General features: G+C 59.1%; 7 protein-coding genes and 2 pseudogenes. 5 read left to right on the top strand and 4 right to left on the bottom strand.

Annotation, left to right across the window (positions count from 1 at the left end):
* Positions 1–153: 153 nt before the first annotated feature.
* Together IE126_RS25125 and IE126_RS25120 are read right to left on the bottom strand one after the other, a co-directional pair.
* A complete protein-coding gene (locus IE126_RS25125; RefSeq protein ID WP_189383086.1) occupies positions 154–684 on the bottom strand; it encodes an isochorismatase family protein in 531 nt (176 codons plus the stop codon).
* The gene (locus tag IE126_RS25120) at positions 681–1,313 is read right to left on the bottom strand and encodes a TetR/AcrR family transcriptional regulator (protein WP_189383083.1); all 633 of its coding nucleotides are present in this window, start codon (positions 1,311–1,313) and stop codon (positions 681–683) included. Before IE126_RS25120 ends, IE126_RS25125 begins: the two co-directional genes overlap by 4 nt.
* 99 nt (positions 1,314–1,412) lie before the next feature.
* Here IE126_RS25120 and IE126_RS25115 point away from each other — a divergent pair, with 99 nt between their 5' ends.
* Together IE126_RS25115 and IE126_RS25110 are read left to right on the top strand one after the other, a co-directional pair.
* Complete coding sequence (locus IE126_RS25115; protein WP_189383081.1) at positions 1,413–2,954, top strand: 4-hydroxyphenylacetate 3-hydroxylase family protein; 1,542 nt, start codon at positions 1,413–1,415, stop codon at positions 2,952–2,954.
* 121 nt (positions 2,955–3,075) lie between these two features.
* A pseudogene (locus IE126_RS25110) lies at positions 3,076–3,657 on the top strand (IS5 family transposase); the annotation flags it as partial.
* Between the two features lie 206 nt (positions 3,658–3,863).
* Here the strand turns inward: IE126_RS25110 and IE126_RS25105 are convergent.
* The gene (locus IE126_RS25105; protein WP_189383080.1) at positions 3,864–4,583 is read right to left on the bottom strand and encodes a putative quinol monooxygenase; all 720 of its coding nucleotides are present in this window, start codon (positions 4,581–4,583) and stop codon (positions 3,864–3,866) included.
* A gap of 152 nt (positions 4,584–4,735) precedes the next feature.
* Between IE126_RS25105 and IE126_RS25100 the strand changes: the two genes are divergently transcribed.
* Positions 4,736–5,596 carry a LysR family transcriptional regulator gene (locus IE126_RS25100; protein WP_229825926.1) on the top strand — a complete coding sequence of 287 codons (861 nt, stop codon included), beginning with the start codon at positions 4,736–4,738 and terminating at the stop codon, positions 5,594–5,596.
* Between the two features lie 55 nt (positions 5,597–5,651).
* On the opposite strand, the pseudogene IE126_RS25095 reads toward IE126_RS25100, so the two are convergent.
* Positions 5,652–6,041, bottom strand: a pseudogene (locus IE126_RS25095) (transposase); the annotation flags it as partial.
* Positions 6,042–6,118: 77 nt separating this feature from the next.
* On the opposite strand from IE126_RS25095, the gene IE126_RS26665 reads away from it, so the two are divergent.
* On the top strand, positions 6,119–6,511 hold the full coding sequence (locus IE126_RS26665; RefSeq protein WP_456071392.1) for a transposase family protein: 393 nt from the start codon (positions 6,119–6,121) through the stop codon (positions 6,509–6,511).
* Positions 6,456–6,849 (top strand): ISL3 family transposase (locus tag IE126_RS26660; protein WP_456071393.1); only part of this gene is annotated, 394 nt, incomplete at its 3' end. The genes IE126_RS26665 and IE126_RS26660, both read left to right, overlap by 56 nt.

Raw genomic sequence — 6,849 nt, 5'->3', positions numbered from 1 at the left:
GAAACAGGGAAAAACTCCGACGAGCTGGCGTCTGAATGTCACATTTAAGGGCAACAAACGCTGCCCAACGCGCCGTGTGCCGGATTTAAAGGCAACGCGACACCCGGCGCGCGATCTTGTTACCCTTACTGAGGTACAGCGTTGAGGGTCTGCCTACCTCACGAGATCGAGAACGGGCTTGAAGTGCTCGTGCCGGGACGATTGAAGCCATTCGAACAGAACCATCTCGGTTGTCACGAGATCTGCTCCATGCCTTGCCATCCGGTTCAGCGCAGCGTCCCGGTTGCCAGATGTCCGCGAACCAATCGCGTCGCTGGTAACGGCCACATCCCGGCCTTGCGCCAACAGACCGAGGACGGTCTGCATCACGCAGACATGTGCTTCGCACCCCACCACGATCACTTTCGCTGCATCAGGAAGCAGTTCCATAAAGCCCGGCTCTTCGCAGGCATCGAACGTATCCTTGAAGACCGTTCTAGCGTGACCAGTTGCCAATTCGGGAACGGTGGAGCCCAAGCCATTTGGATTCTGTTCGGTCACCAGCGTCGGCACGTCCAACAACCGAGATGCCATGAGGAGTTTCGTGGCATTGCCCACCACCTCCTTCTCGTTGGCAATTGCGGGCATGAGGCGGGACTGAATATCGATCACCAGCAGGACTGAAGACGGCAGCTGTATCTTCACGTCGAAACCCTTCTCCCAATCTCACGAAGTTTGCTCTCGGCGAAAACGGTCATGAGAGCTTCTGGTGCTGCGTTGAACATCTTGATCCGGCCGGTGTGCAGAAGCAGTAGCAAGCCGGCCGCATGAGCAAAAACATCGACCATCAGGAGATCGGCATCCCGCTGCGGGACACCGAGGTCTGACGCAGCATCGGCTATTGGCCGGAGAGCGTTTTCCAGCGCCTTGTTGAGTTCGGTATCGGTTTCCCTACTCAGACCGGCAGGCTTCATGCCGCCACGGAAAAGGTAGAAACCCAGATCGAGCTCTTGGGCATTTTGGGCGTAGTAGTGATAGAACGCCATGGCCGCAGCGCGGAACCTGTTCGCGGGATCGTCTAGCCCCGCGAGCTTCCCAACGACTTCGGTCTGCAGGGCTGTCAGCGACAACCGCAGCAGCTCCGCGTAGATGGCTTCTTTCGATGAGAAATGGAAATAGAGCGCGGCTGGCGTGTATCCCGCCTTCGCCGCGATGGCGCGTAGGCTTGCCCCTTCCAGCCCTTCGGACGCGAAGACCTCTCGTGCCGCATCGAGGATGAGCTGTCGCTTGCTCTCCGCAAGAGATTGTTTTCTTTTTGTTTTCTGATTTGACACGGACACCTCAAGGAATCTCCTTGACGAACGTTCTAACAGTGTTCGATAACTTGAACAAGAATCTAACGATGTTCAAATTCTGCTATAAGGGAAAAGAGCATGCTGATGACCGCATCGGACTATCGGGACTCTCTGAGGTCTTACTCGCCACGCGTTTTTATCAACGGAAACCGGGTCGAAAGCGTTGCCGATGAACCGCTCCTTGCACCCGGGATCAACGGTGTGGGAGTAACCTATGACTTTGCTCACCGTCGCGAGCACAAGGAGCTGATGACGGCCGAGCAGTCGACCAGCGGCCGGACCGTGAACCGGATGTTGCATATCAACACGTCGTCGGATGATCTGTTGAAGAAGCTCGAAGCCGTCCGACTGGTCTGCAAGGTCTCCGGGTGCGCGCAACGCTACCTCAGCCATGATGCCCTGAACGGGATCTATCAGGCGACCTATCGAACCGACGCCAACCACGGGACCGATTATTCGCAACGCTTCCTCGCCTATTTGCATGACGTGCAGGACCGCGATCTCACGCTGGGCATCGCCATGACCGACGCAAAAGGCGACAGATCGAAACGGCCCGGTCAACAGACGAACCCCGACGTCTATGTTCACATCAAGGAACGGCGGCCGGACGGGATCGTGATCTCGGGCACCAAGGCGATCGTTACAGGCGCCCCTTACATGCACGAGTTTCTCGTGATGCCGTGCCGCACCCACACGAAAGAGGATGCTGACTTTGCCGTCTGCTGCGCAGTGCCCTGCGACGCGCCCGGCGTGACGATCGTGGCGCGTCCGGCGGGACGGCCCGGCGAAGCCGCGGCGAAGTTCTCCGCCAAATACGGGCAGTCCACCGGGGTCGTGATCTTCGAGGATGTGTTCGTTCCGCATGAGCGTGTCTTTCTTGCCGGGGAATATGAGGAAGGCGGATTCATAACTACCTCCTACGCGAACCATCACCGGCATTCCTGTATCGGGGCGCGGGCCGGTTTTGGCGATCTTCTGATCGGGGCCGGTGCCCTCATGATTGACGCCAATGGCCTGGATGCCGACCGGCACGGGCATATCCGCGAGGCGATGGTCGATCTGATCACAATCACGGAAGGCTTCTATGCCTGCGGCGTCGCGGCCTCGGTCTATTTCGAGCAGGATCCCGTCGGCTCTGTGATGCCGGACGCCGTCTTCTCAAACATCGGCAAATTGCTTCTGGCGACGAAGATCTACGATATGCACAAGGTGGCGCACTACGTTTCCGGCGGGCTGATCGTTGCGCTGCCCGGGCCGGATGAGGACCACAACCCTGAAACGAAAGCTTCCTTGTCCGCGGTCCTGGGAGGACGCGCCGACATCCCGATGGAGCGCCGGATGGAAGTTTCGCGGATGATCGAGGACCTGACCGTTTCGAACCAGGGCGGATGGTACTCGGTGATCTCCCTGCACGGAGGTGGATCGCCCGAGGCGATGAAGCGCGAAATCTGGCGGAACTACCCGGTTGCCGAGCGAAAGGAGCTGGTGAATGACCTGTTGGATCGGGGCGTTCTGGCGGAAGGCCGCAAAGTCTCGCGTCAGCCCGGGCGCTGCTGTGCGACCGGGTGCCAGGCACCAGCGAAGGTCACAGGGGGTGCCGAGGCGGTACAGCCGAGGTAGATAGCGCTGATTTTTGGAACAGTCATTCTGTGAAAAATGCCTGCTTTTCGACGAAGTTGGCTGTCCAAAGGAAGGGGAACGGGTGGCTTTCCATCCAGGTCAGCATTTCATTGAGCTGAGCCGTCGCGCGGCAGGCCCCCTCAACCTGTTGGTCGACAGCACAGGGATCAAGTTCTTAGGCGATGGGGAATGGCTGGCGCGCAAGCATGGCACCCACCGCCGACGCCAGTATCGCAAGGTCCATCTGGCAATGGATACCGCCACCGGGGACATCTGCGCGGTGGAGTTCACCTCCAGCGACAAGGGTGACAGTCCCGTTCTGCCGGATCTCCTGGACCAGATCCCGCCCAATGAGACGATCGGCACCGTGACCGGAGACGGCGCGTTCGACATGCGCCGCTGCCACACCGCGATCATCCCCATCCGCAAGAATGGGCGGCGATGGCGGGAGGATTGCCCCGCTGCCAAAGCCCGCAACGAGATCCGTCGCGCGACCCAACGTCTCGGCCGAACCATCTGGAAGCGCTGGACCGGCTATCATGCCCGAAGTCGGGTCGAGGCGAAGATGCGATGCTTGAAGGCTTTTGGCGAGAGGATCGCATCACGTGACCCGGACCGCCAACCCGCCGAAATCCACATCCGAATTTCCCTCATGAACCGCTTTAACGCGCTCGGCACCGCCGAGATCGAACGCGTTGCCTGAACCAAAAGGGAAAAGGGGCTGCTCGCTCCGCCGCTGACTTCTGCAACAACGCCGTGTAAGGTCTGGCAGGAGGTTTGTGTCCGATGTGCGGACAAAGCGCTAATTCGCTGCAGTTACTCGAACGACCGCTTCACGGTGAATCTAAATTCGTTCGGGAAAGCGCCTGATGCGTTGCACCAGGCGCCTCTTGTTCCTGTCACATCGCGTTACTTGATGGCGAGGATGTCGAAGTTGTGGACGTTAGCGACCACACCGTCGTCCCACCCGCCAGCGACCAACTCCGCTGCCCGTTCGTTCAGCAGCCCGGCGACTTGACCGGCAAAGTGTGCTTCACGGCCAGCATTGTTGGCGAAGATGTCGAAGATTGCGAAGGATGTTTCGTCAATCTGCAGCGCCGCCCAGAACAATGTGCCGGGTTCGGTTTCTCCGACGATGGGACCAGCTGCGGTCAGCAAGGCTGCCAATTCCGGCCCTTTGCCGGGTGCTGCTTCGAGCGTGATGTACGTGGCTGTCGTGGCCGAGTAGAGATCAACCGGTTCTTTCACCGACAGGACATCGGAATTTTTGATATTCGCGACAACACCATCGTCCCAGCCCCCGGCGACCAGCGCGTCGGCATTTTGGTTCAAAGCCGCGGCCACAGCGCCGGAGAAATGCGCATCGCGCGCTTCTTCATCCACGAAGATATCAAAGATCGCGAGCGTATCGTCGGCTTGCAAGGCAAACCAAAGCACGGTGCCCGGTTCGGTGTCCGCGACAATCGGGGCGGCTCCGGCCAGAAATTTGGCGAATGCTTCGGTCTGGCCTTCAGCGGCGGGCATGGCGATGTAGCTGGCAGTGTGATTTTCCATTGGGGTTTCCTGTGCGAGCGCAGATGTCGTGATCAAGGCCAAAGCGGCAAGTGTCTTGAGAATTTGGGCTTTCATGGTCGCCTCCTGATCGACAGGTCGTTGTGGTTTCGATACACCCTTTTCCCATGCCGGATGCCTCGGGCACCAATCCCGAACTTCTATTCTTTGATAGACATGTGCTATGGTGAACCTCATGGCGGAAAGTGACGGAGACTGTGGCAGTGGAGATGAACCAGATCAGGTATTTTTTGGCTGTCTGCCAGCATCGCAACTTCACCCATGCCGCTAGCGCCTCAAATGTTTCCCAACCGTCCCTGACGACCGCGATCAAGAAACTTGAACACGAGCTCGGGGGTGATCTGTTTGTCAGGGACCGCGCGGGATGCAGGTTGACGGCACTCGGAAAACTCATGCAGCCAAGGCTACAGAAAGTGCATGACGAAACGCAGGCAGCTAAGGCAGAAGCCGTCCGCCACACGCGACTAGAGCGGGTTCCTATTTCTGTCGGTGTTGGCGAAACGATCGGTCACAACCGGATTTCAGCCGCCGTGGAACGCTTCCGTACACGATTGCCGCAAGCCGAAATAGAGTTGATCGTGGCTTCTGCCTCCAAGCTTCTGGCCGGCTTGCGAGAGGGTGAATTTGACGTCGTTGTCACGGCGGCGACGGTCAGTGAAGACCTCTATCGAATAGACCAGCTCTATGACGAGTCCTACAAGGTTGTGGTGTCCAAGTCGCACCCGTTGTCTGAACGAGACGCTATTTCTCTTTCTACACTCGCTGAAACTGACATGCTCGATCGACTCAATTGCGAAATGCGGGATGCGTTGCATGGGGCATGTGCAGACCAAGGTCTCGAACTCTACGCGGCCTATCGGTCAAATCGCGTGGATTGGTTAGTCGAACTCGCGCGGCAGGGATTAGGCGCGGTGATTTTGCCAACCACGGCAATTCCAGCAGACAGGGGCCTCGTTTCGATACCCATCGACGGCCCTGAAATTTCGCGAACTGTTTCTGCTCTTCGTTATCGGCACCAAACGACGAGGCCAGAGACAAATGATCTGATCCGTGAGATTGCGCGTGTGTAGGGGCGCTGTTGCACAAATCAGATGATGACCGCAGTTCCCCTTTCTCCGGACACACTTATCCCAGTGCCACGGTGACCGGGATGCCGAGGGCAGTGAAGCGGTTCATTACCGCCGCACGGATCTGAACTTCGGCAACCTGGCGGTCGAAGTCGCGGGACATCAGCTTCTGTCCGAGTAGCTTTACGCAGTTCGTTTTCGTTTCCACTCTGCTACGTCGGTGGTAGCCGCTCCAGTTCCGCCACAGCGCCCGGCCAAGATGCTTTGACGTCCGCAGTATCTCGTTGCGCGCTCGGGCTCCTGCCGTGTCCGGCTTCCAGGGTCTCGCGTTGCGGCGGGGCGGAATGATTGCTGCCGCACCGCGGTCAGCGATGGCGTCGTGGCAGGCGCGCGTGTCGTAGGCACCGTCTGCTGTAACGGTGGCAATCTCCTGATCCGGGGGCAGCTGTCGCGTTGCCCTTAAAGGGGCTCTGCCTCAATCTGTGTGGCGCACTATCCTGAGAACGGGAAGATTCAGGAGGGATAGTGGTGATTTCAAGGAAGCACTGGTCGCCCGGGAGCGATGTTTCCGTTCAAAGCGTTGAGCGGCGCGATTCCGGCGGGTGGACTGTATCCGGCAGTCTGACACCAAACGGCATCTGCCCAGACTGTGGATTGCAATCGCGACGTCGTCACGGCTGGCGGCGTAGGCGGCTGCAGGATTATCCCGCCCATGGTGACGGGGTTACGGTAACCCTCTGGGTTTGCCGTTGGCGATGTTTGGCACCCGCCTGCCCGCGCCGGACTTTCTCGGACCAGATCGGCTCGATTGCGCGTCCTTTTGCGCGGCGCACTTCGCGTGTCGGGGAAATTGTCAGCCATCTTGGGCACGCGACCGGCGGGCGGCCTGCCGAGCGGCTTGGGCCTTGGGGTCAGTGATGACACGGTGCTTAGGCAGCTGAAGAACCGTGCTCAAGACACTGCCGAGCCGCCGACCGTCATCGGGATCGACGACTGGAGCTGGCGGAAGTCGCAGACCTACGGCACGATCATCGTCGATCTGGAGCGTCGCGCGGTCATCGATGTTCTCGAAGATCGTGATGTGGTCACCTGCACCGACTGGCTGAAACGACATCCCGAGGTGGAAGTGATCAGCAGAGATCGCTGCGGTCTCTACGCCCAGGCTGCCCGGCAAGGCGCGCCGCAAGCGGAACAGGTCGCCGACCGGTTTCATATCGTGCAGAACCTGCGGCAGGCTATCGAGGAGCAGATGAACC

This window comes from Gemmobacter nanjingensis, assembly GCF_014652195.1.
GTDB classification, from domain to species: Bacteria; Pseudomonadota; Alphaproteobacteria; order Rhodobacterales; family Rhodobacteraceae; genus Gemmobacter; species Gemmobacter caeni.
This window is presented reverse-complemented; position numbering and strand designations above follow the sequence as displayed.

What these genes read in the sequence shown, in the direction of transcription:
- IE126_RS25100 (WP_229825926.1), top strand. Translation starts at nt 4,736, where the DNA reads ATGAACCAGATCAGGTATTTTTTGGCTGTCTGCCAGCATCGCAACTTC.
- IE126_RS25115 (WP_189383081.1), top strand. Translation starts at nt 1,413, where the DNA reads ATGCTGATGACCGCATCGGACTATCGGGACTCTCTGAGGTCTTACTCG.
- IE126_RS25105 (WP_189383080.1), bottom strand. Translation starts at nt 4,583, where the DNA reads ATGAAAGCCCAAATTCTCAAGACACTTGCCGCTTTGGCCTTGATCACG.